Source organism: Bacillus sp. SRB_331 (assembly GCF_003264175.1).
GTDB lineage: Bacteria > Bacillota > Bacilli > Bacillales > Bacillaceae_G > Bacillus_A > Bacillus_A mycoides.
Genome location: NZ_NADV01000011.1, coordinates 124,139 through 149,831, shown reverse-complemented (window position 1 = coordinate 149,831; position 25,693 = coordinate 124,139). Strand labels below are relative to the sequence as shown.

Below are 25,693 nucleotides of genomic sequence, written 5' to 3'. Positions count from 1 at the left end.
TTTGAGTATCGCTGATATATTTTCATTTAATAACGGGTTGGCCCAACTTTTATGAGAAAAGGTAGTGATATTATGTGGAAACAACAAATAATCAGCACAAAACGTGGGACATTCGAACTCTTTACTAAAGGAAATGGCGAACCGCTTTGCATGACACATCACTATTCACAATTTAATGAAACTGGTGATTACTTTGCGGATGTTTTTACTTCTACACATCGTGTATTCCTTATTAACTTACGAGACGCTGGGAACTCTGTAAAAGCCAAAGTAGAAAACGAATTAAGTATGATTGAAACGATTCACGACTTAGAAGCAATTAAAGAAGCTTTGCAATTTTCCACATGGCATTTCGCCGGCCATTCAACTGGTGGTGTGCTTGGACTTTTATACGCGATTACATATCCAGAATCCTTACAATCACTAGTCGTTGTTGGAGCAGCAGCAAGTAACTATACCGAAACACCATTTTGTATTTATCACCCTGCACATCCACAGTTTCATTATATGCAAGAACTTATTGAGAACTTAACAAGCCCACACCTTACAAGTGAAGAGCGAAAAGAACTATCTACTAAGCGAACCAAATTATCTTTATATATACCAGAACACTATGAATCTTATTTTTATAAACCAATTCATAAATCAATGTCTGCCAATCGGATGAACGCTTTCAATAAAGAATACCCATACTTCAATCTAAGAGATTCCCTTTCCTCTATTCAAACAAAGACGCTTATTACATGCGGCAGACACGATATACAGTGCCCGATTCAGTATTCTATTGAGATGCATGAGGGCATACGTAATTCTATTTTTGTTTCATTTGAGGATAGTAATCATTATCCTTTTTTAGAGGAAGCTGCTCATTTTACTTCTACTATTCAAGAATTTTACAAATCGCTGCGTCAGGAAAATACCTGTCTTTAGTTCCGTTATTAGGCCCAGTACCAGCGTTCTTGTAATCAGGGGCAAAGTAGCGATTAAGTGTAGAAAATCAGCCATATATGCATGTGTTTTGCAGTAACAAAAAGAGTTTCAATTAGTAATGTTACGAATCATTTTTGATACAGTATTTTGTTACAACGAATTCAAGAGTTATAGAATTTATTATTCTTAAGCACTTTATGTAACATAAACGGTCGTTTTTGTTACATAAAACTACTTTACTCTAAACGTAGCTACGCTGGTAGTAGGTCTCTTTGGAGATGACTTTGCCATCTCTTTTCTGTTCCAGCTTCTGTTACTTGCATACAAATGACACCTGTTAAAATAAATAAGGAAACGAGTAAGCTTCGCACAGGAATTTTACCGCGAACTCGTTTAACCTCTGACTTCGTTTCCAGTGTAATAAAAAATGGTTCTTACGCTCTTTTGGTGACGATTTAAAAATTGTACGTATTAAAGAAAAGATAGAGTCTTGCTTGAACACATTTTCACTCTGAAGTTTCATAAAAAATGAACGATTGTATTGTCAATTAAAAATTCTTTTGTTGTTTCGCCAAATATGCGTAATAACCACTTTTGTTTTGCAGAAAACATGTGATTATAAAAGAAAAAAGTAATCAAATTTGTTTAGATTACTTTTTTCAGAATTATAATAAAGGGGAAATTAGACGCATTAGGGATTCCAGTATTCGTTTTCGAATACTACGTTTTTGAAATGATTTCCATTGAATTTCAGTTGAATGGTTAAAGTCCTCTTCAAAATCACGTTTAATATCAAGAACTGTCTTAGATTCATAAAGTACGCTAATGATTTCATAATTTAGTTCAAAACTACGGACATCCATATTTGCTGTGCCAATTGTTGCAATTTTATCATCTACAAGTACAATTTTAGCGTGCACAAAACCATCTTTATAGCTGTAAATTGAAGCACCGGCTTTTAGAAGTGGTGTGAAGTATGATTGAGATGCTAGATCACTAATGATTCTGTCTCTCTTACCTGGATATAGAATGCGGACATCTATTCCAGCCATTGCACTTAAACGTAGTAATGTTAATGTTTCTTGATCCGGGATGAAGTAGGGTGTTGCGATCCAGATTGATTTCTTAGCAGAACCCATAACAGCAAGTAAAGTATTACGAATGTTTGTATCATCTGAACTTGGTCCACTTGCTACAATTTGAATAGCACCTTCTGCATGAGAATTTTGTTTACCTGGAAAGTATTTTGTATTCATAAATTGATTCCAAGAATAAGTATTTAAACCATTAGTGGCATAAAGCCAATCTTCAAGGAATATTGCTTGTAATTTGTACAATGCTTTTCCTTCTATTCTTAAGTGGCTGTCACGCCAAATTGGGAATTTTTTAGAACGACTAAGATACTCATCACCAACGTTGAGCCCACCTGTAAAACCAATCTCTCCATCTACAATGACAATTTTACGATGGTTACGATAATTTATTGTTTCAAGTGGCCATGATGAAAGAATAGAATCAAATGCCACAACCTCAATTCCTACATCTTTCATGGGTTGTAAGAAACGATTTCGTAATGAATTGCTTCCGAACCCATCATAAAGAAAGCGTACAATTACACCAGATTTTGCTTTCTTAATTAATGCATCGCGAATTTTTGTACCAATTTCATCTGCTCGATAAATAAAGTATTGAATATGTATATGATGTGTAGCACTTTCAATAGCTTGTATAATGCTTGTAAATGTTTGATCACCATTTGTTAAGAGTTTTGTTGTTGTATTATTGGCGACAGGACCGCCACCGAATTTTTGTACAACATGTGTTAAATAAGTAGAGCGCTCACTTAATGGGGAAGTGAATGATAAATCTAGATGTTTTCCTTCTAAAATCTCACGGAATAATTTTCTTTGCTCTTCTGAACGATGTAGATGCTTCTTTCTTCTCCAACGACTTCGGCCAAAAAGAGCGTACAAAAGTACACCAACAACAGGAAGAAGTGCTAATACTAAAAACCATGCTAAAGTACTTTTTGGTGAACGGTTTTCGATAAAAATAATGAAGGCAATTCCTACTATTGTGATAAACCATAGTACGTCGACAAAGTTGTATAGTGAGGTAATAGATGTATCTAACAGAAAGAGAATGATAGATACAAGTGTAAATACACATAATAATTGAACTTTAGGGTTTTTCATCTTTATAAAATTCACCTATTCTTTCTTAAATGTAGGGTTTGTATATGGGAGCTGTAACCTAGCATTTCTATTAAGGAGAATCACATGGTTGCTGCTCTAGTCCGTCATATCATTTATATAAAATATAATGGATTAATAAATTGTGAGGTTTCTAAGGCTCGTTTCCTCAAGTTTTCTCTAATATATGATCCGATAAATGGAATTTTGTGATATTCCATTTCCTTTTTAATGATGCTGAATAAAGCCGAGCTCATGAAAGCCAAAGAGATACAAGGGAAATTCCTTGTATCTCTTTAGCTTTAGATCTACTCTCTCTACACTGACTCAGTAGATAAAGAACCTTTTTGTTTATCTTTCCCTTTGAATACAGCCAATACCATAATGATAAAAGATACAAGTCCAAGAAGCCCCATCGTCTGAACATATGATCCCACTCTGTACCCTCCAAAGAAGAAGCTGCTACGAAATGCTTCTACACTGTACTTAAAAGGAGTCCAAGAATACAACCAATGTTTTGTCACATCAGGAAGAAATTCGTGTGCCAGTGATAAAACTGGCATGGAAAAGAAGAAGACTACCATTAATATTGGTACCCCGACACGCCCAATCCAGTTGAGTACTGCACTTTGCAGAAGGAAGAACATGAAACCAAAGAAAAGTAACAATAAGAAAATTTCTCCTGCGTTCGGTATATATACATCGAGTATAGTATGAGCAATGAAAAGGGTTAAACTTGCAATTACTGTCATGAAAACAGAACCTGCAAGGACCTGTGATAAAACTGACTTTCCTGTAACGCGTCCGTTTGTAAACTTTTGGACAGCTATAAATAAGACTAAAGAACTGATAAGAGTAGTAATCCATAAGATTTGTGTCAGCATAATAGGAATATTTCCATTACCTGTATGTGTTTGAACTGGATGAATTAACTCCGTTTTAATAAGAAATGGGTTGGCTAATAACTTTGCCTGTTCAGTTGTTACTGTCATATTGCTTTGTGAAATCTGATTAAATAAGGTATTACGGATATTTTCGTTTATCCCTCCAATGAACTTATCAATCATTTGGCTCGAAACCGTTGCGGCAGTATAGTTCATTCCTTGATTCACCAAGACTTGCACCTCAGGTTGTTCTCCTTTCGGTGTGGTCAGCGATATAAGTTGCTGGGACATTTCTGGTGGAAACATAATGGCAGCGTAATACTTCTTATCCTTCATCCCTTGCAATACATCTTCTTGTGTTTGTAAGAACGTCCATTTAACTTGGCTTTGCTTATTTTGCAGAATTTGCTTTTTTATTTCATCTCCTAAATTTACACTTCCTTGTCCTGGTAAGTTCACACCTGTATCCTGTATTACTATAGCGATCGGTAAGTCTTTAGGTACAGGATTAACAGTTGATCCCATAAAAGCAAAACTAGCGATGGTAACAGCAACCATAATGCCTAACAAGCCACCTAGAACCATCTTTTGTTTGAAAAATTGCTTTATTGTAAGCATTTAAAATTATTCCTCCTAGTATTTATTTAACAAAATGATAGATAACAAACAAAGTGTAGTTTATAATAAATACATGTTGTTTACATTGTAATTATATCGTTTTTACTAAACAATTCAATTTACAGTTAAGGCATGAATGTACGATAAAAAACAAAAGAATGAAATCTGTTGTTTATAATGACAATAACGAACAGGGAGGTATAAGGTGTTGAAAAAAGCGGATCTGCGGATTATTCGGACAAAGAAATTTATATATGATGCTTTTATTAAACTGATAGCGGAAAAAGGATACGATGCTATTACCATTCAAGACATCACAGATGAGGCACTCATTAATCGGGCGACATTTTACTCACATTACAGGGATAAACAAGATTTGTTAACAAAGCTTAGTGAAAATGTACTAGGAGAATTGACAAGTAAGATGGTCCTATATACTCATGTGCAGGGACAGCAAATAGATTTTTCGGAATTCGAGGGGATTTTACAATCCATATTTGAGTGTATATTAAAACATGCAGACTTTTATAAAAGCATGCTTGGCTCTCATGGCATTCATGATTTTAACCTAAAAATGCAGCAGACTATTATGGATAATCTTGAACAAAATTTCATTGAGCTTAAAATTGAAGACCATGACTTAGATATTCCAAAGGATATGGTATTCCATTTCATCACTTCCTGTGTTGTTGGGATGGCAATTTGGTGGCTTCAAAATGACATGAAATATTCACCGAAATATACTGCAAAACAATTAGTGAAGCTTATGACTAAAGGACCCTTGTGTGCAGTGGGTTTTACTTTGTTTAATGAGGGCTAGAAGGAGCAACTGTGACGGGAAGTGCAAAGCGGTTTCTAATAAATATATTAAAGAAGAAACACGAAGTTTTTTACTTCTGTGTTTCTTCAAATTTTCGCCAATGGATCGCTCGATAAAGAGCACCTTACAAAGAAATAAAATATTCTACTCGTAGTAAACAACTCAGTGATATCAATGTATATATGGTGCCCTCTACTACCATAAGGAAGTTTCTTTTTTGAAAAATCTTAAGAAGATTTTAGCATGTAAAAAGAGTTCTGAAAGCCAGAACTCTACTGTTTAAAATATTTACTTTGCCCCTGGTTACAGCAACGCTGGTACTGGGCCTATTATTGTAAAAATCTAAAATAACATATTAATTCACAAGCAAATTTACTGACAAAAAGCTCAAAGTCTCTATAAGACTATGAGCTTTTTGTCAGAAGAAATATTTCGTACTATATACAAATATAAGGTAAAAGGAAAAAAGCACTAAACCTAAATCCAGTAATACTGACTTTTTATCTCCTTCTTTTAAACTTATCGTAATATTAAAAACACTTCTAACTATCCAACACACTATCAAAAATAACCAACCATAATGATCATTTTTATAATCTTCATCATAAAACATTTGTATTGCACCAATAATTAATAAAATAATTACGATATTAGTTCCAATCCTTAAAGCCTTGTTTGATTTATTATTTTGCAATTTCTCCCCCAAAATCTAGCACGCCCTCTCAAACTATCCTACGTTTTATTTCTCCTTATATCCTAACATGAATTACCTATTTTTACCTTTTTATTCAAATAACAAGTGAACTACACCATTACGCATAAAAAAACCTGTCAATCACTCGACAGGTTCACTACACATTAAAGCGATAACCAGCTCCCCACACTGTTTCAATATATTGCGGGTGGGCAGGGTCTCTTTCAACTTTTTCACGTAACTTTCTAATATGAACAACAACCGTTGCTAAATCGCCAGCTGAATCTAATCCCCAAATGCGTTCAAATAACTGTTCTTTATTTAACACTTGGTTTGGATGCATCACAAAAAATGTTAATAAATCAAATTCCTTCGTTGTAAACGAAACTTCTTCATTATTGATAAAAACTTTCCTCGCTCGCTGATCGATAGAAATCCCGTGAATGTATAATGTATCACGCTTCTTAACCATATTTCCTGATAATCTTTCATAACGAGAAATATGTGCTTTTACTCTTGCGACTAATTCACTTGGACTAAACGGCTTCGTTATATAATCATCTGCACCTAATCCGAGTCCGCGAATTTTATCTATATCTTCTTTTTTTGCTGAAACAAGTAAAATCGGAATATCTTTTATAGCACGTATTTGTTTACAAATTTCAAATCCGTTCATCTTCGGAAGCATAATATCTAAAATAATTAAGTCATAATCTTCGTGCAGGGCCATTTGTAAACCTACTTCTCCTGAATGCTCTACATCAACTTGAAAATCACTAATTTCTAAATAATCTCGCTGTAATTCTGCAATACTTATTTCATCTTCTATTAGTAAGATTCTTTTCAATTTACTCACCACATTCCTGTACTTTTTCCAATGAGAAGAAAATGCTTGTGCCTTCCCCAAGCTCGCTTTCCGCCCAAATGTCCCCGCCATGTTCTTCAACAATTTGTTTCGCTATCGCTAAACCAAGTCCACTTCCACCTGTACTAGAGTTTCGTGATTGTTCCGCACGATAAAAACGCTCAAATATATACGGTAGCGTATCAGATTCTATACCTGATCCATTGTCCATCACTTTCACAATAACTTTATCGTTATCACTCGATACTGTTACAGTAATTTTCTTTTCTTCTTTATCCATGTATTTCACACTATTATGAATTAAATTTGATATCACTCTATTTATCTTTTCGCAATCAGCCGTTACATATAGTGGTGATGCATGTAATTGTAAGTTAATTTCTATACCTTCTTTACTTAAATCCATCTGCATCTCTTCTATTAATTCTTGCATAAACATATTTAATTCAACCGTTTCAAACTGGAATGGAACTCGATTTAAATCGAGCTTCGAAAATAAAAATAGTTCATCAATGAGTGTATCCATATGTTTTGCTTTCGTATGAATCGTTGTTAAATACTTATCCATTTTTTCTGGGGTATTTGCTACCCCGTCCTTTATTCCTTCCACATATCCGATAATAGATGTAATCGGTGTTTTCAAATCATGGGAGATGTTTGAAATGAGCTCTTTTCGATTTTCTTCATACTGCGTTTGTACTTCAATCGACTCTTTTAACTTCTTCCTCATTTCCTCAAACCCTTGATTTAATTGCCCTACCTCATCGTGCGATGTAACTGGAATTTGAAAATCTAAATTTCCTTCTTTAATTCTCTCAGTTGCATCTTTCAATACAAAAATTGGTTTTATCACACTTCTTGAGACGAAATAACTTAATAGTCCAATCAGTAAAATGGCTAAAAGTAAAAGCGCTACGAATAAAATTGGAAATAATTTTTGTGTAAGATCGACAAATGAACTTTGCCTTTTCAGTACAAATATACTCCCTTCTTCATCCCCAGGAAAATAAAAATCAAATTTTACATATCGATAAAATGTATCGCCTAGTTCCGTTGTACCACGACTATTAATATTTGCTGATTCAAATTTCGGAAGAGCTTCTTTTAAAGATACACTTTCAAATATTTTTGTAGCATAAGAAATGGTTTCTCCCTTTCTTACAACTATTTTCACACCTTCTTGTTCAAGTGATGAAACGAACGATTCATCTAATAGCTGTGATTGATTTTTCTTTGCCGCTAATTTCAATTCAATATACGTATTCTCTTCTTCTGGCGTAAGTGGCTTTTGAATATAAGAACTTTTGTAGAAATTTTTCACTGATTCTAAATCACCAGTTATCGAAAAAACAATTAAAAATCCCGTAACTAATATAAGCGTAATGGAAACGAGAATAACAGCGATATAAGAAAATAAAAATCTTGTTTTAATAGACATAATTAAAATCCTCACTTTATCTATCCTTATTACTCATAAGCATAAAAATATATGTTCAAATACTCAAGCGATTTTATAGTAATTTTAGCACCAGTTTATAAAAATTTAATCTTCTTATTTTACAGTTGAAATGAGGAGGTTGAAATTCCATGTTCAAAAAAACATTAAGCATGATCTGTTGCGTAATTTTTTTGCAAGGATGCTCGCAAGAACAAGAAGTAAAAAAGGAGATGACAAACATGGAGACAGCGCTACTAGCAGCTACTGAGAAACAAGAAACGAATACTGTTATATCGTTACTCAAAAAAGGGGCTGACATAAATATAACGGACAGTAAAGGACGTACTCCTCTTATGATTTCTACATACAAAAATGATGTAAAAACTGCAAAAGCGCTTATTGAAGCAGGGGCTGACGTAAATATCCAAGACGATATGAAAAACAATCCCTTTCTATACGCCGGTGCAGAAGGTTACTTTGATATTTTAAAACTAACGATTGATGCCGGTGCAGATCCATCGCTTACAAATCGTTACGGCGGAACAGCTCTTATTCCCGCATCAGAACACGGCTATATTGATGTTATAAAAGAACTCCTTACCCGAACAAATATCGATGTAAACCATGTAAATAACCTCGGATGGACAGCTTTAATGGAAGCCATCGTACTAAGTAACGGAGATGCAACACAGCAACAAGTCATTCGCCTTCTTATTGAGCACGGTGCAGATGTAAATATTCCAGACAACGATGGTGTTACCCCGTTAGAGCATGCTCGCGCTCATAACTTTGAAGAGATAGAGAAGATTTTGTTAGAAGGGCGTAAGTAAAAAGCTAATTTTTGCCTTCCTCCCCCACCCTATGCTACATTTAACCCGTTACATTAATATTAATAGGGTGGGAATAAACATGAACAAACCTAAAATTGGGATGATTGGACTTGGAAGTATTGCGCAAAAGGCCTATCTTCCAACACTTACAAAAGAAACAGATTGGAATTTTGTAGGGGCGTTTACACCTAACGCAGAGAAAAGGAAACAAGTTTGCCAACAATACCGCATTCAAGACTTCCATTCTATTGAAACGTTAGCTTCGGAATGTGATGCAATCTTCGTTCACAGTTCAACTGCTACACATTATGAAATCGTTTCTGAACTTCTGAAAAAAGGAATCGACGTTTATGTTGATAAACCGCTAGCAGCTACAGTGGAACAAGCTGAGCAACTAGTCGAGTTGAGCGAAAAGCATAACCGAAAGTTAATGGTCGGATTTAATCGCCGCTTCGTTCCTATGTATGTTGCTGCAAAAGAGCAAGCTCATGATATTTCATGGGTTCGAATTGAAAAACACCGCACAAATAAAGTCGGGCCATATACGTACGACTTTACTATGTTAGATGATTACTTACATATTGTAGATACTGCTCGCTGGTTAGCTAATGATGATCTTAACGTCGTTCATAATATGATGCAAATTAATGAAAAGAATGAACTTCTTTACGGACATCATACATATACAACTGCAAATGGACTGTTACTTTCAACAGCGATGCATCGCCATGCCGGTACAAACTTAGAACAAATTGAACTTGTAACAACAGGGAAAATCATTCGCGTAAAAAATATGAACACATTTGAAGTTGAGCAGGAAAATTCAGTTTCTCAGATTGGTTCACCATCATGGGATACGACGTTAAAACAGCGCGGTTTTGAAGATGCTGTTCATCATTTTATTGAATGTGTACACGGCGATACAAAGCCTGTTGTAGATGGATTAGAAGGATTAAAAACGCAGCAACTGTTACAATCTCTACTGGAGAATGTAAACAAAAATTAAAACGGATACATTTTTCAGAATTTACTTTCATTCCCATTTCCTCTTTATTTCTCTCACAAATTTCTATAGAATATGTTGATAGGAATTATAAATTTCATAATGAATCGTGGAAAGGATGGGATTAACACATGTGGAACGAGTTTAAAAAATTCGCATTCAAAGGGAATGTAATCGATTTAGCTGTCGGGGTTGTAATCGGTGCTGCATTCGGTAAAATCGTTAGTTCTTTAGTAAAAGATATCATCACACCATTACTTGGTATGGTACTGGGCGGCGTTAACTTTACAGATTTAAAACTTACATTCGGTAAATCATCTATTATGTATGGTAACTTCATCCAAACTATTTTTGATTTCTTAATTATTGCAGCTGCTATCTTTATGTTTGTTAAAGTTTTCAACAAACTAACATCTAAAAGAGAAGAAGAAGAAAAGAAAGAAGAACTTCCAGAACCAACAAAAGAAGAAGAAATTCTTGGCGAAATTCGCGACTTACTAAAACAACAAAACTCTTCTAAAGATAGAGCATAATTGAACGGATAAAAAGGCATGCCCCTCGGGACATGCCTTTTCTATATGCTATAACGTTTCTGAATTCATATGAATAAATAAAATAATACCAGCAACTATAAGTACCATAATACTACCTGCAAATAGTGTAATACCCATAAACATTAAACTTGTGCTCATGTCCACTGATACACTTTCAATAAAAATAGAAATTACATACGTGATAAGGGCGATTCCTGCAAGAATACTTCCTGGAACAAATCGCTTTAAGCCATTTTGTTTTAACGTCATATATGCAAAAATAGCGGTCATGCAAAGCGTAATTATCCAAAGAACGATCATCTCTTCTCCCCCCTCACAAGCCTTTTCTTTCTATTATACATGACATTGCCCTATAATAGTTAAATTTGCACTTGTGTGACATATAACAAGGAATAACCCCAACTGTAGCGAATGTCTTATGAAGAATCCCAAATACCCTCTTCGCTCGTAGCAAGTATTGTTTATAGAGTAAAGCATCAAGCATAAGGAGACTGATCTCATATGTACGCTGTAAAATTATTATTGGAATCTGTTCATTCAGGTGAACCTAATCCTAGTAAAATTGATGAACATTATGAAGAGAATCACGATACACTTTTTGAAGAAAGTATCATTCTCTTTAAGGCGAACAGTTTAGAGAAAGCTCACGAGCTAGGTGAAAAGATAGCTATACAGTCTGAAGATACGTACGATAATATGTACGGTGAGCAAGTAACATGGACATTTAGAAAAGTGTTGCATGTTTTCGAATTAGATGACACACCATTTGAGACAGGAAAAGAATTATATGCACGCTTTTTACATGTTAAGAAAACTGAAAGTGTAGATACAGTAGTTAAACACTATTATCCTGAATATGAATAAGAGCTCACAGCTATTGCTGTGAGCTCGCTTATTCTTACTTCGTTGAATCTCTAAATTGGATACGGTGAGGTAAGATAACTGAGTGATCTTCTACTTTTTCTTTGTTCATATATTTCGTTAATAGACGCATTGCTACTGCACCGATATCATACATTGGTTGTACAACTGTCGAAAGTTGCGGACGAACCATTAATGCAAGACGTGTGTTGTCAAAACCAAGCACTTCGATATCAGTTGGTACGTTTAATCCCGCGTCTTGTGCTGCGTGGATTACACCTAGTGCCATTTCATCAGAAGATACGAAGATTGCTGTTGGTTTTTCATCAATGCTCCAAAGTTTTTCAAATGCTTCTATACCTGAATCATATGTGTAATCTCCATCAATTATAAGATTTTCATCATATGAAATACCTGCTTCTTCTAAAGCCTTTTTATAACCTTGTAACTTCTTCGCACTTCCTGCTTTATCAATGAAAGGACCAGAGACGAAAGCGATACGTTTATGTCCTTGCTCAATAAAATGCTTCATTGCATCGTAAGCTGCTTGTGTATAATCAATATTTACTGATGACGTTTCATTTTGCTCATCAAATGACGCCGCTAATACAATTGGTACTGGAGATTTTTTGAACTCTTCAACGTGAATCTCTGTAATATCTTCACCCATGAAAACAATCCCGTCCACTTGTTTCCCAAGCATCGTATTTAATAAGTGGAACTCTTTCTCTTTGTTCTGGTCAGAGTTACTTAAAATGATGTTATATTTGTACATTGTTGCGATATCTTCAATTCCACGAGCAAGTTCTGCATAAAACGTATTTGAGATATCAGGAATAATAACACCCACTGTAGTTGTCTTCTTACTTGCTAGTCCACGTGCTACCGCATTTGGGCGGTATCCTAAATGATCAATTGCTTCTAATACTTTCTTTCTTGTTGTAGGCTTTACGTTTGGGTTACCGTTCACAACACGTGATACGGTAGCCATTGAAACATTTGCTTCACGCGCTACATCATAGATTGTTACGTTCATCTCTTCGCACACTCCTTCTATTTATGTTATCTATTTTTATGTATCGGTTCACTTGAATGAAAAAAAGACATCAACTCTATTTGCAGATGCCAACAATCGTCCCGAGTTCTTCCTTTTACTAATGATACGATAAAAACGCAGGGTCATACAATATTTTCCCGCAAAAGTTTCGAAAAAATTCGCTTCTTTTCTCGTATTTTCGTATTTTTTATGCAAAAAAGGTCAATTTTTGTAAAAAAGCCATGTAACAAGGGCTACATAGACTAAGAAATCTTTTTATAATTTACTTCCGAATGCTTTTAATTCTTTCATAAACTCATTGAATTCTGAAATGTCCATTTGCTACGCTGCATCTGATAATGCAACTGCTGGGTCTGGATGTACTTCAGCCATAATAGCAAAAGCCCGGTAATAGAAGGCCACATCGCCCTGTAGAATGCGTTACATCGACAACAACAGGTAAATGTGTTTCTTTCTTTTAAATTGGCACAGCGGAAATATCAAGCGTATTACGCGTTGCTGTTTCATATGTGCGAATACCACGCTCACATAAAATGATATTACCATTCCCCTCTGCCATACTATATTCTGCTGCATTAATAAATTCTTCAATTGTTGCTGATAAACCACGCTTTAATAATATTGGTTTATTTACAGCACCAGCTGCCTTTAACAGTTCAAAGTTTTGCATATTGCGAGCGCCAATTTGAATAACATCAACATAATCTGACACTTTAAAGAAGGCACTGAAAGAGTCTATTTCATAAGAAAAAAGAGGTCATTCCCTATTATGTACAGGTAATGACCTCCTTTCTTCTTTAAACATCTTTAGGAAATTCGAAATGTTTTTCTCGAAGTATTCACTTTTTCAGTAGCCTCAGTTTAAATACTGTCTTTTCATTATAAGAAAGAAACAAACGGTTTATCGCTGTTCTTCTCTTTTATAATAACAGCCTCGATTTTATTCTCGGACTTTATCTGTAATTGAACTTTAGCATCTTTAGGAAATTGTTCTAACATACTTTGAGCAGCCGTTTGAGAGAGTGCCATTAATTCTGACTTACCGTTATATTTAACGACAATATCCATCTTTAATTTATCCATCTTATTTTGCTTATAAGAAATCTTAGCATTAACAGGGATATAATCTCCTGGAGAAAATGCCTTCATTGCTTCAGAAAATTTCTTTAGCTTATCATTATCTTCTCCATGTGCCCCCCCAAATTCTTGAGAAGGATACGAATACGACTTTTCATCAATAGTATCCCAATTTCCAAGATTAGTCTCGTTCTTTTGAACAGTAGCGCTTGAAATATAAGTACCATTCTTTAAAGAACTTGTACTTTCTTGCTTGAATATAGCAAATGTAATTGGAGATTTGTTATATTTATCATTTTTATTAATAGCTTCTATAAGCCCCTTAGCGACTTCAGTACCTTTAGAAATAGCTTCCTCATTAGATACACTTGAAGACATAGATAAACCAATAACAACACCAGATAAGCTTAGTTCATTTGAATTTTGTTTGCCGAAGTAGTCCTGTTCTATAATATTAGTCAAAACTGGTACTTCTTGTTTCGTAACTAATTCATCAATTGTTTTCTCTGGAATATATTGATTTAATTGTAATACGTAATTTTCTGTATCGAATTGTTTTGAAGCAATATCCATTAAACCATTTTCATATTCTGCTAAATCTAGTTTAGAATTAGTTTTAACATTAACTGTATTAATTACCTTTTGTTCTTTTAAAGGAATAACAGTTCTATAGTAATCCTTAGAAACAGCAGTTCTTGGAATCATACTTTTTTCTTTCGTATCTTTCTGTACAACTTCATCCTTCTTCTCAATAGTATTATTGCTGCAAGCCCCCAGTAATAAACTTAAGCTTGCGATGCATAATGCCATTTTCTTCATTGCTTAAAACCCACTTTCAAAAGTCAATTTACTTAGTTTTAAAGTATCTCTAGTGTACCACTAAATATATTGCAACAAAATAAAAAAGAAGCAAGCCCTTCGCTTGCCTCTCCCTATTTTACATTCTCTTCTAAAGCTTCTTTTTTAATATTCCAATGCGATGTATACCATACTACCATTCCATCTTTTATGTATAACACTTGCGGAGATTCATGCTTAATGCTGTACTGCTCTGCAACATGGTTCGAAACATCTCTCGCATCTTGTACGTATAAGTAATATGCTGGCACTTCTCTTTCTTCACCGCAATACGCTTGAAACTCTGTATATGCCCCGTGACTAATTGGACATGTCGTACTATGTTTAAAAAGAACGTAAGGCTCGTTCTTTTCTACTAACGCTTCAAGTTCTTCAATCGTTTCAATCTTCATCATACTCATCATTACTCACCTCTCATGCGAAGTCTAGAGCGCTTCTCTCTCTTTTCAGCCTTCTGCTCAGCTTTCTCAAGTTTACGCTCTTCTTTTTCAATCTTTTTCTCTTGTCTCGTAGTACGGTAATGATTATATACTTCAATTGCTGCGCTGCTCCACTGTACAACTTGTGCTACTTTATCTGCATTATTTTCAATTTCGTCCGTAACAGACTCTGATACATTGCGAAGCTTCGTATTTAAAGAGTGAATCGTCGTTCCGATTCCATCCACACCTTCTACTACTTTATTTAGCGACTGTGACTTCTGTTGAATATCATCAGCTAACGCATTTGTCTTATGTAATAATTGCTCCGTCTCTACGCTTATTCCTTGCATTTGCTTTTCTAAACCTTCTAACGTGCTCGCAACGTTTTCTAACGTCTTCTGAACCGATAACAACGTTCTGCATACATACACTACTAATACTGCGAAAGCAACCGCGATAATAGCCGCACTTACATATAGAAGAACTTGCATTTCATCACTTCCTTTATCTTTTTCATACTTTCTCCCATTATACAATCATTTTCCGTTTCATTCTAATCCCTATCTTTTCATTAGAATTTTCATACTTATTCGTTAACTTTAACATAAATGATTCAACAAATTCCACTAAGTAGGTTACAATAGGAGAGGATACATAATTAGTAGGGAGGCTTTACATATGAAAGATCCACGCATTGAAAAGTTAGCATACAATTTAATTAACTACTCTATTCGTTTACAAAAAGGCGAAAAAGTATTAATTGAAAACTTTGGCTTACAAAAAGAACTTGTAACTGCACTTGTAAAAGAAGCATATGCAGCTGGTGGTTTCCCATTCGTTTCTTTAAAAGATCATCAAGTAGATCGCTCTTTATTAATGGGTGCTACTGAAGAACATTTCGAACAAATCGCTGCATATGAAGCGAGCGTAATGAAAGATATGGATGCTTACATTGGCCTTCGCTCTGGCGATAACATTAACGAACAAGCTGACGTTCCAAGTGAACGTATGAAAGTTCACGGCCAAACAATTGGCAAAAAAGTTCACAGAGACATCCGTGTTCCGAAAACACGCTGGGTTGTTCTTCGCTACCCAAATGCTTCTATGGCGCAGCTTGCTAAAATGAGCACAGAAGCTTTCGAAGACTTCTACTTCGAAGTTTGTAACTTAGACTACGGTAAAATGGATAAGGCGATGGATAGCCTTGTTACATTAATGAATAAAACAGATAAGGTTCGCTTAACTGGCCCTGGAACTGACTTAACATTCTCTATTAAAGACATTCCAGCTATTAAATGCTCGGGTCATTTAAACATTCCAGATGGTGAAGTATATTCTGCACCAGTTCGCGATTCTGTTAACGGTACAGTTTCTTACAACACACCATCTCCTTACAACGGTTATACATTTGAAAATGTACAACTTAAATTTGAGAATGGCCAAATCGTTGACGCAACTGCAAACGATTCAGAGCGCATTAATAAAATCTTCGATACAGACGAAGGCGCACGCTACGTTGGTGAGTTCGCAATCGGCGTAAACCCATACATCTTACATCCAATGGGAGACATTCTATTCGATGAAAAAATCGATGGCAGCTTCCACTTCACACCTGGACAAGCTTATGAAGATGCATGGAACGGCAACAACTCTAACATTCACTGGGATTTAGTATGCATTCAGCGCCCTGAATACGGCGGCGGTGAAATTTACTTCGACGACGTATTAATCCGTAAAGACGGACGCTTCGTTGTAACTGAACTAGAAGCTTTAAACCCAGAGAACTTAAAATAATAATAAAAACGCTCGGAATTTTCTCCGAGCGTTTTTTTAATACTTTAATAAATCTTTCGCCACATCCTCTGGCACTTTAAAACTCATTTTCTTATTTTTCATTTCAACTTCAACATACGGAACATCTTTATATACTGTCATAGTACCTATTTCATGTAACTCTTTTTTATCTTTACTCGAATCCAATAATTTCGGTGTATCCTCTTGATACATTTTAAACGTTTTCCCTTGCGGAGTATCTAAAGGAGCCGACTGCATTTCCCACTTATCCATTTTCATGACTTCAAACAGCTTTTCAATTTCTTTCTTATCAGTAATTACTTTTTTATCACTTGAATCCGTAAGTGATTCAATCTCAACCTTTTGTGCCTTTTCTAAGTTCATATCAGCCTTTTCCTTCTTCGCACTACACCCTATTACAAGAAAGGATGCTGTTAGCAGAAATATAAACAACATACAGATTTTTTTCATTTCTATATCCCTCCTGTACTATATAGAGCTACTTTTCTTGCTTTTTGTTTGCTGAAAATGAAAATAATATAAAAGAGCCACTGCGATAGTACCTATTAATATTGGTACATATAGAGGCAGATCCCATTTCATATATACTCTAGTGCAACCAACAAGCACAAACAAAATTTCTAAACAGAATAAAGGTTTTACATATTTCATTTCTTACCTACCATTTCTATTTTCACATTTGGGTTCACTTTCTCGATAAGCGCCAAAAATTCATTCATATCTTGCGGCATCGCAACCATATGTACTTTGTATGCATTCGTCGTAATTTCAAGAGATTTTCCCACTTGACGAATGATTCTTATCTCTTTCAATACGATATCGTCATTTAAAATGCCGTACTTTAATACACCATTTTCTACTTTATGCTTTTTAATAAATACTTCCCAAACGAGTGGTACATTTACAAGGAAACATAAACCCATTCCAATTAACGCTGACATCCACTGCTCTTTATTTGTGAGAATCATGACAAGTGGATATACAAACATAAAAGCTAACGTGAGACAAACGAAAATTACTACCGATTTACTTCTTTGAATCGGAATGTTCATACACGCACCCCCTACCCCAAATTATACCACTTTTTCCATTTTAGTTAATAAAAAAAGGCCATTTCTACATGACCTTCTTAAACAATATATCTATAGAATTTCTTATCCACCTGTAACACTGGAAAACTTTTTGGCAACTCGTCTATACTCACACTTTGGAAATTATTCTTTTCATAAAAGCGATGCGCTGCTAAAAATTTCACTGTTGTTCCTAAATAAATGTCTTTCAAGTTCTTTTCTTTCGCCCAAGAAATTGCCGTTTGAAGTAGCGTATATGATGCGCCCCATTCTTTTCCGCGGAACTCTTTCTTCACGAACATTTTTCTTAGCGCTACTTGATGCTTTCCAATATCTAATAAAGCTACCGTTCCAACTACTTTCCCATCATAAGTTGCTACCCAAAAATTTCCGTTGTCCCTTTGATAGAACGTTTCTATTTCTAGTAAGTCCGGCTGCTCTTCTTTCGTAATAGGGACATTGTACTCTTTTTGCTGAATATGAACGATAAGATCTACTACTTCATCTTGAAACATACTTTCATACGGAATAATACAAATCTTCTCGTTCATCGAATCTTCTTCCATTCTGAAGCTAGTAAACTATACACAGCGATATCTTGGAAATGATCATATATCCATTCTTCATCTCTTAAAATACCATCTAATTTAAAACCTAAACGTTCTGGAATCGCACGGCTTTTCGCATTTTCAACACCGCAACGAATTTCAATTTTATTCAGCTTTAAATTATCAAATGCATAATGAAGCACAGTCTTCACACTTCGCGTCATAATACCTTTCGCGCCAGCATCTTCTGCAAGATAATATCCAAGACTCGTAGCTTTCTTACCCCAGCTCACCGGATGAATACCTACCATCCCAACGAGCTTTCCTTTATAGCGTATACCAGCCTCAAACCCATCTCCCTCTGCAAATTTCTTTAACCACATCGGAAAAATCTCATTATACGCATCAGCTGATTTCGTCCCATCTACCCACGGAAGCCATCTTCTTAAATGATTACGATTTTGATCTATTAATTCATATAGTCCCTCTTTATGATGTTTTTCTAATAGTTGTAATTCGATTTCGTCATCTACTCGGAGTGTGAACATGTTTTTTAGCCCCTTTTTATTTTTCTTATTATTCTAACACTTACAGATACAAAATGTTAAATATTCACACTTTTTTCGGTTTTATTTGTATAAAACCAGAAGAATATAATACTCCCGTAACAACTAATATCATTCCTACAGATTGTGCGGGTGTTACATTTACTCCTTCAATAAAAGAAATAATCATTGTAACAACAGGCACTAAATTAAAAAATAAAGATGTCCTTGCTGCCCCAATTTGAGCAATTCCATTATTCCACCATAAGTAACCGAGCACACTCATTCCAATTGCCATAAAGAGAATCGCTCCCCAAGCTAACAAAGGAATTTCTAAAACTGGTACTATACTTTTTTGAGTGACAGATATCACAATAAAGGCAAGAGCACCAATCGTCATCGTATATGTCGTAGTTTGTATTGGGCTACCAGTTTTAATAAACCTTCTGCCTAGTACACCGTATAACGCCCAGCAAATATTCCCTAATAAAATATAAAAATCCCCTTTTGAAAATGATAGGCTTTGTAGTATTGTAAACGAACCTTGTGTAAGTACAAAAACAACACCAAGTAATGCAAGTAACATTCCAATACCTTGGCGCTTTATAATTTTTTCTCGTAAAATAACACTTGCTAACAGCGTCGTAACGAGCGGATTCGTCGCCATAATAAGTGCACCATTAATAGCTTCTGTATGCTTCATACCTAAAAAGAAAAAGAAGTTAAAACCAAATACACCAACAATACCTAGCAAAAGGTAATAAGCCCTATTCTGCCTCCATACCTCCACCTCAAAATCTTTTCGTATTTTTAACAGACATAACATCACAAATGCAGCAATCCCAAAACGCCATGCCGCTATATGAATCGCTTCGAAATATTGCACCGCATATTTCGAAGCATTAAATGTTCCACCAGTGAAAATCGCAAACCCTAGTAACTGAGCGTATACTTTATTCTTCATTGTTGGCCTCCGAGTTTTTCTCTTCTAGAAAACCATAATAAATTTCTAACTTCTCCTCTGTTAACAAAACTACTTTTTGCAATTGCTCCTGCTGTTCCCTTAAACGATCTAAGTGTGTTGTTAAAATTGAAATCCTCTTTTTTATTTTCGCAGGTACTTCCTCTTCCCGCTGTCTAATCTCCTCTATAATACATCCGTCACTTGCAAACTCAGCCATCTCTTCTAAAGACATTCCAGTTTGCTTTAATGAATATAAAAATTTTAACAGGCGCACATCACCTTCTGTATACTGACGAATACCACTATTTCGCATTGGTGGTGGCAATAAACCTAGTTTCTCATAATAGCGCAAAGTATGAATACCCATCCCTGTTAGCTCTGCTACTTCACCGATTTTATACATGTTTTCTCCCCCTTTTTTTACATATTCATCTTACAACCTAGAGCTAACTCTAGGTCAATACATAAATAAAAATCGAACACAACAAAAAAAGACGCACAGCCAAGCTATGCGTCTTTTCTATTACTTCTCTGCAACTTGAACTTCTTTTACGTAAGCTGCTTCGAATTTTTGGATGTCACCTGCGCCCATGAAAATAAGAACGCCGTTTTTATGTTTCTTTAACACATCCGTTGTTGTATCTGTAATTAGTTCTGCGCCATCGATACGTTTTTGCAGATCTTCAATTGTTAATTCACCTTTGTTTTCACGTGCTGATCCGAAAATATCACATAGGTATACTTGGTCAGCTTTACTTAAGCTTTCCGCGAACTCATCTAAAAATTTCTCTGTACGTGAGAATGTATGTGGTTGGAATACAGCGACAACTTCACGCTCTGGATGTTTTTGACGTGCTGCTTCAATCGTTGCATTAATTTCTGTCGGATGGTGTGCATAGTCATCAATGATAACTTGTTCTCCCATTGGCTTTTCATTAAAGCGACGTTTTACGCCTTCAAAAGTTGTTAGCTGATGCTTAACTGCTTCTACATCAACGTTTTCATAATGGCAAAGCGCGATTACTGCTAATGCATTTAATACGCTGTGATCGCCGTATCCTGTAATTTTGAACGTGTCATAATACGTATTACGAACGAATACATCGAATATAGTACCATCAGTTCTCTTTTGAATGTTACGTGCTTGGAAATCATTATCTTCTCCAAATCCATAGAAAATAACAGGTACTTTCGCTTGAACTTTTTGAAGTTCTTCATCATCACCACATGCAATAATACCTTTTTTCACTTGCAATGCCATCTCTTGGAATGCATTAAATACATCATTGATGTCTGCAAAGTAATCTGGGTGATCGAAATCGATATTTGTCATGATTGCATAGTCTGGATAGTAAGACAAGAAATGACGACGATACTCACAAGCTTCAAATACAAAATACTTACTATTTTCTACCCCATGCCCCGTTCCATCTCCAATAAGGTATGATGTTGGGTGTGCACCTTGCATTACATGGGCTAACAAACCAGTTGTTGATGTTTTTCCATGTGCACCAGTTACAGCAACACTTGTGTACTGATTCATAAGATCACCTAAGAAGTGATGGTAACGATGTACTGGGATATTTAATTCTTTTGCTGCTACGATTTCTTCATGCGTATCAGGAAATGCATTTCCTGCGATAATCACTTGTCCTTCTTTAATATTATTCTTATCAAAAGGAAGGATGGAAATACCACGCTTTTCCAATGCTGTTTGTGTAAAGAAACGCTTTTCATAATCAGACCCTTGAACAGTATGCTTCATGTCATGAAGAATTTGCGCTAATGAACTCATTCCTGTTCCTTTAATTCCTACAAAATGGTAAACTGTCATCTTAAAGAACCTCCAACATTTCGAACTAATACAACGGCCTATCTATAAGACAGTATATGAATCTTTTCTTATTTTGGTAATCATCATACATTTCTGATGCAGTGAATTTCTTTTTATATTCACTTATCAGTGATAAACTCGTACGTACTTCTTTTATGTCCATAACACATTTATTATAGCAAAAAACAAGCCGCTATACTATGATAACAGAAAAACTGATAGGGTCAATCACCTATCAGTTTTTCTCGCTTTTACATATCTTCTTTTGTTTCTAATTGAACACGCTCTAGACGTGAATTTGGACGGTATTTACGACCAGCTTTTGCTTCTGGTTTTCCATTTAATTCTACGTTATCACCAGTAAAACCAATATTCATTTTTAATAAGCTACTTCCTACTCCGTATATATCGACAGGAACATTTTGAGCTTCAAATTCACGAATACGCTTCTCATCAAACCCACCAGTTACAACGATATCTACATGTTGGAACCCTTCCTCATCAAGAGCCTTACGAAGTGCAAATACAAGTGATGGATTTACACCACGTGGATCGAATGTTCCAAGTACTTCTGGGTGACGAATGAAGTATTGATCAATCATTGTGCGAGACGTATCGACACGTACACCTTTTAATGTTGATCCAAATTCACGCGCTACGCGAAGTGCATCTGTAATGACATCATTGTTATAATCAATTAGTACGACTAATTCATCTTCTGGGAATTTTTTATGATATGCCTTTGCAGCTTCAACAACATCACCATTAAACATTTGAATTAAAGCATGAGGCATCGTCCCCATACCACTTCTGCCCCACCATTCATTCATTGCATGCGTCGCTTGCGCGCTCATACCTCCGATGTATGCCGCATAGCCGTCACCAGCTTGTTGCGTATAATGATCGTCACGATCTCCCATGAAAATAACCGGTTTTTCTTTATCTACACTACGTGCAGCTTGGACAACGTTATATACGTTTGTCGCAACTGATGTACGACGAGCTAAAATCCCATCAATTACACCTTCTAAAAAGCCGAAGTATTCATAAGGACCATGAATTGTTAAAACTGTTTCAAACGGACTAATATTATCGCCATCCTTTAAAGAATGAATTTCTAATTCCTCAGGATTTTTGGCAAATGTTTGTAGCAATGCGATTACCTCATCTGCCCCGCAAAGAACTGCATGTTCTTTTTGAAAAAACTGCATTGTTACAACACTTTTCGGGCGAAATTCTTCAATGATTTCTCTAGTTTTTAAAAAGTAAACGGCAGAGAACCAGCCTTCTCCAACACGTTCATCAAATTTAAATGTTTTATTTGTTAGTCGATTTATTTCACCTTTTAATTTTAATTCAATTTCTTTCATGTCGCTTTACTCCCTACTTTACTATCCAACATTTTCTATTAGTATACAGCAAAACCGTTTCCTATACATTTGTTTCCTGCATAGCAGCGAATTCATCCTCAGAAATAAGGACATCTCTCGGTTTCGTTCCTCTTCCTTCAGAAATAATCCCTTGCGACTCCATCTCTTCAATTAGACGTGCCGCGCGATTATAACCTATGCGGAATTTTCTCTGTACAGAAGATGTGGACGCTCCCCCTTGCTCTACAACAAATTGACATGCATCAAAAAATAGTTCATCTTCAGACTCACTCTGCTCTGATTTTGCTAATAAATCCTCTTGCTTAAATAAGTAGTTTGGCTTCATTTGCTTTTTCACATGATCAACTGTTCTTTCAATCTCATCATCTGATACGTATACACCTTGTACACGAACTGGTTTAGATGTGCCGTTTCCTAAAAATAGCATATCACCACGACCAAGTAACTTCTCCGCGCCCCCAATATCGATAATCGTACGCGAATCAACTTGAGATGATACTGTAAACGCAATACGCGTTGGAATGTTTGATTTAATTAAACCTGTAATAACGTCTACAGATGGACGCTGCGTCGCAACTAATAAGTGAATACCACAAGCACGAGCTTTTTGTGCAATACGACAAATCGCTTCCTCCACATCACCAGGAGCAACCATCATTAAGTCCGCTAACTCGTCAATGACAATTACAATATAAGGTAATGTCTCACCTGGGATTTCTCTACCACTTACAATCGTATTGTAACGAGTTAAATCACGAGCACCAGCATGAGCAAACAATTCATAACGACGTTCCATCTCTTCAACCGCCCACTTTAACGCAGCTGTAGCTGCTTTTACGTCAGTAATAACAGGTGCTACAAGATGTGGAACAGAATTGTATGGTGCAAGCTCAACCATCTTCGGATCAATTAGTATCAACTTCACTTCATGCGGCTTCGCTTTATATAAAATACTCGTTAAAATCGCGTTAATGCACACACTTTTCCCTGAACCAGTTGCACCCGCAATAAGTCCATGTGGCATTTTTCGAATATCCGTTACAATTGGATCACCTGAAATATCAAGCCCCAGCGCAACTGTAAGCGGTGATTCACTCTTTGTAAATACAGGACTTCTTAAAATTTCACGCAGGAATACTGGCTTACTTTCCTTGTTTGGAACTTCAATTCCAATTGCACTCTTCCCTGGAATTGGCGCTTCAATTCGAATATCTTTCGCAGCTAAACTTAACTTAATATCATCACTTAAATTTGTAATTTTATTTACTTTCACACCTGGGTCTGGTTGTACTTCAAAACGAGTTACCGCCGGACCTTGTGACACATTAATAACATGTGCTCCAACATGGAAATTATTAAATGTCGTATTTAATAATTCTTCCTGTTCTTCTAGCCACTCCGTATTATCTAATGCTGCCTGCTGTGGAATTGACAACAACGTTAATGGCGGAAGTTCATACTTCGGTGGCGCTTGTAGTACGTTGCGCATATCATTCTCTTTTTGATTTACAACATATGCTTTCTCTTGTACTTCCGTACTTGAAATTGACTCTTGTACTTGTCCAGCCACCACTACTTGCTGCATCGGTTTTTCTTCCACTTGAGCTTCCACTACCACTTGCTGCATTGGTTTTTCTTCCACTTGTGGTTCTACTACCACTTGCTGCACTGGTTTTTCTTCCACTTTCGGGTCTACTACCACTTGCTGCATTGGCTTTTCTTCTGCTTGTGGTTCTACTACCACTTGCTGCATTGGCTTTTCTTCCACTTTCGGGTCTACTACCACTTGCTGCACTGGTTTTTCTTCCACTTTCGGGTCTACTACCATTTGCTGCATTGGCTTTTCTTCTGCTTGTGGTTCTACTACCACTTGCTGCACTGGCTTTTCTTCCACTCGTTCACTGACAGTTGATTGCATTACGTTCGTTCTTGCCGCATGTCTTTCCATTAATTTCTTTCTATCCTGCTTTAACATGACAACATTAAATGGGACATGACGTTTTTTCTCACGTTTCGGTTCTTCTATTTGTAAAGCAGGCTGTTCTTCAGCAACTTGCTTCTTTTCTTCCGCTTCTTCAATTAAAACGTTCGCAAAGTTTTGAACATCTTTCTTTGTTTGCTCATCCGTTTCTGAAACTGGTACGAATACTTCACTTTCTTCCTTGAACGTAATTGTTTCTTGTTGAGAAATCACTGGTTGCTCTGCAACTGGTGTATTTTCCACTAAATCTGTATTCATCGTTTCTTCAATTACTGTTTCTTGAGAAATTGGTTCTTCTTCCTTAGTACCCTCTAACTCCGCAACTTCTTCTGTCGCTTCCTCAGATTTCTCTAATTCCACAACTTCTTCTGCTTCCTTAGTTTCTTCTAATTCCACAACTTCCTCTGTCGCTTCCTTAGCTTCTTCTAATTCCACAACTTCT

General features: G+C 35.9%; 27 protein-coding genes and 3 pseudogenes. 8 read left to right on the top strand and 22 right to left on the bottom strand.

The features are described 5' to 3' along the window. Positions 1-51 precede the first annotated feature (51 nt). Complete coding sequence (locus B5P42_RS09375) at positions 52-930, top strand: alpha/beta fold hydrolase (RefSeq protein ID WP_113734096.1); 879 nt, start codon at positions 52-54, stop codon at positions 928-930. A gap of 302 nt (positions 931-1,232) precedes the next feature. Here B5P42_RS09375 and B5P42_RS09370 read toward each other — a convergent pair. The 3 genes and pseudogenes from B5P42_RS09370 to B5P42_RS09360 all read right to left on the bottom strand — a co-directional run. Beyond that, a pseudogene (locus B5P42_RS09370) lies at positions 1,233-1,358 on the bottom strand (multidrug resistance efflux transporter family protein); the annotation flags it as partial. A 237-nt stretch (positions 1,359-1,595) separates the two neighbouring features. Beyond that, the gene (locus B5P42_RS09365; protein WP_113734095.1) at positions 1,596-3,125 is read right to left on the bottom strand and encodes a cardiolipin synthase; all 1,530 of its coding nucleotides are present in this window, start codon (positions 3,123-3,125) and stop codon (positions 1,596-1,598) included. 314 nt (positions 3,126-3,439) lie between these two features. Then, complete coding sequence (locus tag B5P42_RS09360) at positions 3,440-4,624, bottom strand: YhgE/Pip domain-containing protein (protein WP_046956186.1); 1,185 nt, start codon at positions 4,622-4,624, stop codon at positions 3,440-3,442. A gap of 205 nt (positions 4,625-4,829) precedes the next feature. Here B5P42_RS09360 and B5P42_RS09355 point away from each other — a divergent pair, with 205 nt between their 5' ends. Next, positions 4,830-5,444 carry a TetR/AcrR family transcriptional regulator gene (locus B5P42_RS09355; RefSeq protein WP_088032282.1) on the top strand — a complete coding sequence of 205 codons (615 nt, stop codon included), beginning with the start codon at positions 4,830-4,832 and terminating at the stop codon, positions 5,442-5,444. 418 nt (positions 5,445-5,862) lie between these two features. On the opposite strand, the gene B5P42_RS09350 is transcribed toward B5P42_RS09355, so the two are convergent. From B5P42_RS09350 to B5P42_RS09340, 3 genes are all read right to left on the bottom strand, one after another. Further along, positions 5,863-6,150 carry a hypothetical protein gene (locus B5P42_RS09350; RefSeq protein WP_060750636.1) on the bottom strand — a complete coding sequence of 96 codons (288 nt, stop codon included), beginning with the start codon at positions 6,148-6,150 and terminating at the stop codon, positions 5,863-5,865. 145 nt (positions 6,151-6,295) lie between these two features. Beyond that, positions 6,296-6,985, bottom strand: coding sequence for a response regulator transcription factor (locus B5P42_RS09345; protein ID WP_113734094.1), 690 nt, complete (start codon positions 6,983-6,985; stop codon positions 6,296-6,298). A gap of 1 nt (position 6,986) precedes the next feature. Further along, positions 6,987-8,441, bottom strand: a complete 1,455-nt coding sequence (locus B5P42_RS09340) for a sensor histidine kinase (RefSeq protein WP_088293520.1) — start codon at positions 8,439-8,441, stop codon at positions 6,987-6,989. Positions 8,442-8,590: 149 nt separating this feature from the next. Between B5P42_RS09340 and B5P42_RS09335 the strand changes: the two genes are divergently transcribed. The 3 genes from B5P42_RS09335 to mscL all read left to right on the top strand — a co-directional run bounded on the left by B5P42_RS09335 (position 8,591) and on the right by mscL (position 10,807). Beyond that, the gene (locus tag B5P42_RS09335) at positions 8,591-9,271 is read left to right on the top strand and encodes an ankyrin repeat domain-containing protein (RefSeq protein WP_113734093.1); all 681 of its coding nucleotides are present in this window, start codon (positions 8,591-8,593) and stop codon (positions 9,269-9,271) included. Between the two features lie 79 nt (positions 9,272-9,350). After that, complete coding sequence (locus B5P42_RS09330) at positions 9,351-10,277, top strand: Gfo/Idh/MocA family protein (protein WP_044442124.1); 927 nt, start codon at positions 9,351-9,353, stop codon at positions 10,275-10,277. A 128-nt stretch (positions 10,278-10,405) separates the two neighbouring features. Beyond that, the gene (mscL, locus tag B5P42_RS09325) at positions 10,406-10,807 is read left to right on the top strand and encodes a large-conductance mechanosensitive channel protein MscL (protein ID WP_002015591.1); all 402 of its coding nucleotides are present in this window, start codon (positions 10,406-10,408) and stop codon (positions 10,805-10,807) included. 48 nt (positions 10,808-10,855) lie between these two features. Here mscL and B5P42_RS09320 read toward each other — a convergent pair whose 3' ends face one another. After that, a complete protein-coding gene (locus B5P42_RS09320; RefSeq protein ID WP_113734092.1) occupies positions 10,856-11,128 on the bottom strand; it encodes a DUF3917 domain-containing protein in 273 nt (90 codons plus the stop codon). Positions 11,129-11,239: 111 nt separating this feature from the next. On the opposite strand from B5P42_RS09320, the pseudogene B5P42_RS33510 reads away from it, so the two are divergent. Then, positions 11,240-11,314, top strand: a pseudogene (locus tag B5P42_RS33510) (DUF3949 domain-containing protein); the annotation flags it as partial. 15 nt (positions 11,315-11,329) lie between these two features. Beyond that, a complete protein-coding gene (locus tag B5P42_RS09315) occupies positions 11,330-11,692 on the top strand; it encodes a DUF4288 domain-containing protein (RefSeq protein ID WP_113734091.1) in 363 nt (120 codons plus the stop codon). A gap of 34 nt (positions 11,693-11,726) precedes the next feature. Here the strand turns inward: B5P42_RS09315 and ccpA are convergent, their stop codons facing one another. From ccpA to B5P42_RS09290, 5 genes and pseudogenes are all read right to left on the bottom strand, one after another. Beyond that, complete coding sequence (gene ccpA, locus B5P42_RS09310; RefSeq protein ID WP_113734090.1) at positions 11,727-12,725, bottom strand: catabolite control protein A; 999 nt, start codon at positions 12,723-12,725, stop codon at positions 11,727-11,729. Between the two features lie 276 nt (positions 12,726-13,001). Beyond that, positions 13,002-13,452, bottom strand: a pseudogene (locus B5P42_RS32555) (bifunctional 3-deoxy-7-phosphoheptulonate synthase/chorismate mutase); the annotation flags it as partial. Between the two features lie 173 nt (positions 13,453-13,625). After that, on the bottom strand, positions 13,626-14,642 hold the full coding sequence (locus B5P42_RS09300) for a CamS family sex pheromone protein (RefSeq protein ID WP_002015611.1): 1,017 nt from the start codon (positions 14,640-14,642) through the stop codon (positions 13,626-13,628). Positions 14,643-14,755: 113 nt separating this feature from the next. After that, complete coding sequence (ytxJ, locus tag B5P42_RS09295) at positions 14,756-15,082, bottom strand: bacillithiol system redox-active protein YtxJ (protein ID WP_113734270.1); 327 nt, start codon at positions 15,080-15,082, stop codon at positions 14,756-14,758. A gap of 2 nt (positions 15,083-15,084) precedes the next feature. Next, positions 15,085-15,594: a DUF948 domain-containing protein gene (locus B5P42_RS09290; protein WP_012261840.1), complete on the bottom strand. Its 510-nt coding sequence runs from the start codon at positions 15,592-15,594 to the stop codon at positions 15,085-15,087. A gap of 187 nt (positions 15,595-15,781) precedes the next feature. Here B5P42_RS09290 and B5P42_RS09285 point away from each other — a divergent pair, with 187 nt between their 5' ends. Further along, positions 15,782-16,897 (top strand): aminopeptidase, encoded by a 1,116-nt coding sequence (locus B5P42_RS09285; protein ID WP_113734089.1) that lies wholly within the window; start codon positions 15,782-15,784, stop codon positions 16,895-16,897. A gap of 36 nt (positions 16,898-16,933) precedes the next feature. On the opposite strand, the gene B5P42_RS09280 is transcribed toward B5P42_RS09285, so the two are convergent. The 10 genes from B5P42_RS09280 to B5P42_RS09235 form a co-directional block, all read right to left on the bottom strand. Beyond that, positions 16,934-17,368 carry a hypothetical protein gene (locus B5P42_RS09280; RefSeq protein WP_113734088.1) on the bottom strand — a complete coding sequence of 145 codons (435 nt, stop codon included), beginning with the start codon at positions 17,366-17,368 and terminating at the stop codon, positions 16,934-16,936. Positions 17,369-17,386: 18 nt separating this feature from the next. Further along, positions 17,387-17,569, bottom strand: coding sequence for a hypothetical protein (locus B5P42_RS09275; RefSeq protein ID WP_081085986.1), 183 nt, complete (start codon positions 17,567-17,569; stop codon positions 17,387-17,389). Continuing rightward, positions 17,566-17,970 (bottom strand): PH domain-containing protein, encoded by a 405-nt coding sequence (locus B5P42_RS09270; RefSeq protein WP_060750643.1) that lies wholly within the window; start codon positions 17,968-17,970, stop codon positions 17,566-17,568. Before B5P42_RS09270 ends, B5P42_RS09275 begins: the two co-directional genes overlap by 4 nt. 77 nt (positions 17,971-18,047) lie before the next feature. Continuing rightward, the gene (locus tag B5P42_RS09265) at positions 18,048-18,539 is read right to left on the bottom strand and encodes a GNAT family N-acetyltransferase (protein ID WP_113734087.1); all 492 of its coding nucleotides are present in this window, start codon (positions 18,537-18,539) and stop codon (positions 18,048-18,050) included. After that, the gene (locus B5P42_RS09260; RefSeq protein WP_002034364.1) at positions 18,536-19,084 is read right to left on the bottom strand and encodes a GNAT family N-acetyltransferase; all 549 of its coding nucleotides are present in this window, start codon (positions 19,082-19,084) and stop codon (positions 18,536-18,538) included. The genes B5P42_RS09265 and B5P42_RS09260 overlap by 4 nt, the downstream gene beginning before the upstream one ends. A 64-nt stretch (positions 19,085-19,148) precedes the next feature. Then, complete coding sequence (locus B5P42_RS09255; protein ID WP_088032261.1) at positions 19,149-20,045, bottom strand: DMT family transporter; 897 nt, start codon at positions 20,043-20,045, stop codon at positions 19,149-19,151. Beyond that, positions 20,035-20,448 carry a MerR family transcriptional regulator gene (locus B5P42_RS09250; RefSeq protein ID WP_088032260.1) on the bottom strand — a complete coding sequence of 138 codons (414 nt, stop codon included), beginning with the start codon at positions 20,446-20,448 and terminating at the stop codon, positions 20,035-20,037. Before B5P42_RS09250 ends, B5P42_RS09255 begins: the two co-directional genes overlap by 11 nt. A gap of 120 nt (positions 20,449-20,568) precedes the next feature. Further along, on the bottom strand, positions 20,569-21,879 hold the full coding sequence (murC, locus tag B5P42_RS09245; RefSeq protein WP_002015598.1) for a UDP-N-acetylmuramate--L-alanine ligase: 1,311 nt from the start codon (positions 21,877-21,879) through the stop codon (positions 20,569-20,571). 251 nt (positions 21,880-22,130) lie between these two features. After that, positions 22,131-23,249, bottom strand: coding sequence for a nicotinate phosphoribosyltransferase (locus B5P42_RS09240; protein ID WP_002015597.1), 1,119 nt, complete (start codon positions 23,247-23,249; stop codon positions 22,131-22,133). Positions 23,250-23,310: 61 nt separating this feature from the next. Next, positions 23,311-25,693 (bottom strand): DNA translocase FtsK (locus tag B5P42_RS09235; protein WP_258397456.1); only part of this gene is annotated, 2,383 nt, incomplete at its 5' end.

Coding starts and splice junctions, on each gene's coding strand:
- B5P42_RS09240 (WP_002015597.1), bottom strand. CDS start 23,249: ATGAAAGAAATTGAATTAAAATTAAAAGGTGAAATAAATCGACTAACA.
- B5P42_RS09340 (WP_088293520.1), bottom strand. CDS start 8,441: ATGTCTATTAAAACAAGATTTTTATTTTCTTATATCGCTGTTATTCTC.
- B5P42_RS09270 (WP_060750643.1), bottom strand. CDS start 17,970: ATGAACATTCCGATTCAAAGAAGTAAATCGGTAGTAATTTTCGTTTGT.
- murC (WP_002015598.1), bottom strand. CDS start 21,879: ATGACAGTTTACCATTTTGTAGGAATTAAAGGAACAGGAATGAGTTCA.
- B5P42_RS09285 (WP_113734089.1), top strand. CDS start 15,782: ATGAAAGATCCACGCATTGAAAAGTTAGCATACAATTTAATTAACTAC.
- B5P42_RS09375 (WP_113734096.1), top strand. CDS start 52: ATGAGAAAAGGTAGTGATATTATGTGGAAACAACAAATAATCAGCACA.
- B5P42_RS09290 (WP_012261840.1), bottom strand. CDS start 15,594: ATGCAAGTTCTTCTATATGTAAGTGCGGCTATTATCGCGGTTGCTTTC.
- B5P42_RS09275 (WP_081085986.1), bottom strand. CDS start 17,569: ATGAAATATGTAAAACCTTTATTCTGTTTAGAAATTTTGTTTGTGCTT.
- ccpA (WP_113734090.1), bottom strand. CDS start 12,725: ATGAACGTAACAATCTATGATGTAGCGCGTGAAGCAAATGTTTCAATG.
- B5P42_RS09315 (WP_113734091.1), top strand. CDS start 11,330: ATGTACGCTGTAAAATTATTATTGGAATCTGTTCATTCAGGTGAACCT.
- mscL (WP_002015591.1), top strand. CDS start 10,406: ATGTGGAACGAGTTTAAAAAATTCGCATTCAAAGGGAATGTAATCGAT.
- B5P42_RS09330 (WP_044442124.1), top strand. CDS start 9,351: ATGAACAAACCTAAAATTGGGATGATTGGACTTGGAAGTATTGCGCAA.
- B5P42_RS09250 (WP_088032260.1), bottom strand. CDS start 20,448: ATGTATAAAATCGGTGAAGTAGCAGAGCTAACAGGGATGGGTATTCAT.
- B5P42_RS09300 (WP_002015611.1), bottom strand. CDS start 14,642: ATGAAGAAAATGGCATTATGCATCGCAAGCTTAAGTTTATTACTGGGG.
- B5P42_RS09320 (WP_113734092.1), bottom strand. CDS start 11,128: ATGATCGTTCTTTGGATAATTACGCTTTGCATGACCGCTATTTTTGCA.
- B5P42_RS09360 (WP_046956186.1), bottom strand. CDS start 4,624: ATGCTTACAATAAAGCAATTTTTCAAACAAAAGATGGTTCTAGGTGGC.
- B5P42_RS09335 (WP_113734093.1), top strand. CDS start 8,591: ATGTTCAAAAAAACATTAAGCATGATCTGTTGCGTAATTTTTTTGCAA.
- B5P42_RS09280 (WP_113734088.1), bottom strand. CDS start 17,368: ATGAAAAAAATCTGTATGTTGTTTATATTTCTGCTAACAGCATCCTTT.
- B5P42_RS09265 (WP_113734087.1), bottom strand. CDS start 18,539: ATGAACGAGAAGATTTGTATTATTCCGTATGAAAGTATGTTTCAAGAT.
- ytxJ (WP_113734270.1), bottom strand. CDS start 15,082: ATGAGTATGATGAAGATTGAAACGATTGAAGAACTTGAAGCGTTAGTA.
- B5P42_RS09365 (WP_113734095.1), bottom strand. CDS start 3,125: ATGAAAAACCCTAAAGTTCAATTATTATGTGTATTTACACTTGTATCT.
- B5P42_RS09255 (WP_088032261.1), bottom strand. CDS start 20,045: ATGAAGAATAAAGTATACGCTCAGTTACTAGGGTTTGCGATTTTCACT.
- B5P42_RS09260 (WP_002034364.1), bottom strand. CDS start 19,084: ATGTTCACACTCCGAGTAGATGACGAAATCGAATTACAACTATTAGAA.